The sequence below is a fragment of the Alistipes sp. genome (genome assembly GCF_048465575.1).
Classification (GTDB): Bacteria; Bacteroidota; Bacteroidia; order Bacteroidales; family Rikenellaceae; genus Alistipes.
This window is the reverse complement of the sequence record NZ_DBFWLG010000004.1, coordinates 1-1,155: the sequence shown is the minus strand read 5'-3', so window position 1 is coordinate 1,155 and position 1,155 is coordinate 1. Positions and strand designations below refer to the sequence as shown.

The window sequence follows — 1,155 nt, the reverse complement described above, 5'->3', positions numbered from 1 at the left end:
CTGGATAACCGATACCTTTTCAAGTATGGCGTTAACGACGTGGAGGCCGGGTTCATCACCTTCGAAAAAGGCTTTATGACATCCGCCCCCATCCGTTCGGCCGAGTATAACACGGGCTGGGAAACAGAGACGCCCAAAGGTTTCTACTTGACCGAAACCGGCACCGGCTGGTTTGCCGGGCTGAACGTGCGCGGGCCCCTCCTTTGCAACAGTGTTTTCGGTTCTCCCTATTTCGCTTCCGGCTGGGCAGGCTTTGGCACGCAACTTAGCTTTCCCCGCTCTTTCCTCGAGCTTGATAATATCCTGGTGCGCAAGTCGGCGAAATTCTACGAACTGGTGGTGCAGCAGGTGCGCGGCACTAACGGTTCTTTGGCCGTTAGCGATAGCAACAAAATCGAATCGGTCGAGGATAAGGGCGCGTTCTGGCGGTGCCGGATCGATGATATGGAGGGGGAGATGTATATGAACATCCGTCCGGGCGATGTTATCAAATCGCAGGCGTGGAAGCTGAAAACCGGGCGGTACTACATGGGCACCGTTACGGCCGTCAGCGATACATGGTTTGATCTTTCAAAGAACCTGCTGGAAGGTTCCGACGCCCCCGAGGCCGGCGATACGGTGATACGCTGGGATAGTGAAACGGATCCGGACAGGAAAGGGCTGCTTTATCTGACGTCATCCGATAGCGGCGCGCCCTACATGGACGTCCGCTACGGCGACTGGAATCAGACGGTAGGCACGATAAAGGCCCGACTGGGCCGACTGGACGGTATCAACGATCCCCGGTTCCCGGAGCTTTACAACGCCTACAATAACTTCGGGCTTTATACCGAGAACTTCTACGGCGTGGGCGAACTGATCCTTCGCGCAACGGGTGAGAGCGTTACACGCACCTTCGAAATCCTCAAAGACAGCATGGCGATGGGATTCAACGAAATCCGGCAAGAGGTGTATGTGTCGAAAGACAGCGTGCTGCAAAACCCGGCCTTTTCCGCCGGCACGCTCGATTTCTGGGAACATGCCGATACGATCTACCCCTACACCTTCGGGGGTCATATCCTCATAGCAAACGGAACACTTTTTTCGAATATCGCATCCGGGGCGCAGGTTGTGACGGACGAGATCAACCGCCGGCCGGTTATGCAGGTGGCGAAC

General features: G+C 55.9%; 1 protein-coding gene. It reads left to right on the top strand.

The window, feature by feature from the left end:
- Nucleotides 1–1,155, top strand: a 1,155-nt coding sequence (locus ACMQ11_RS00795; RefSeq protein WP_418990754.1) for a hypothetical protein, incomplete at both ends; no start/stop codon positions are given.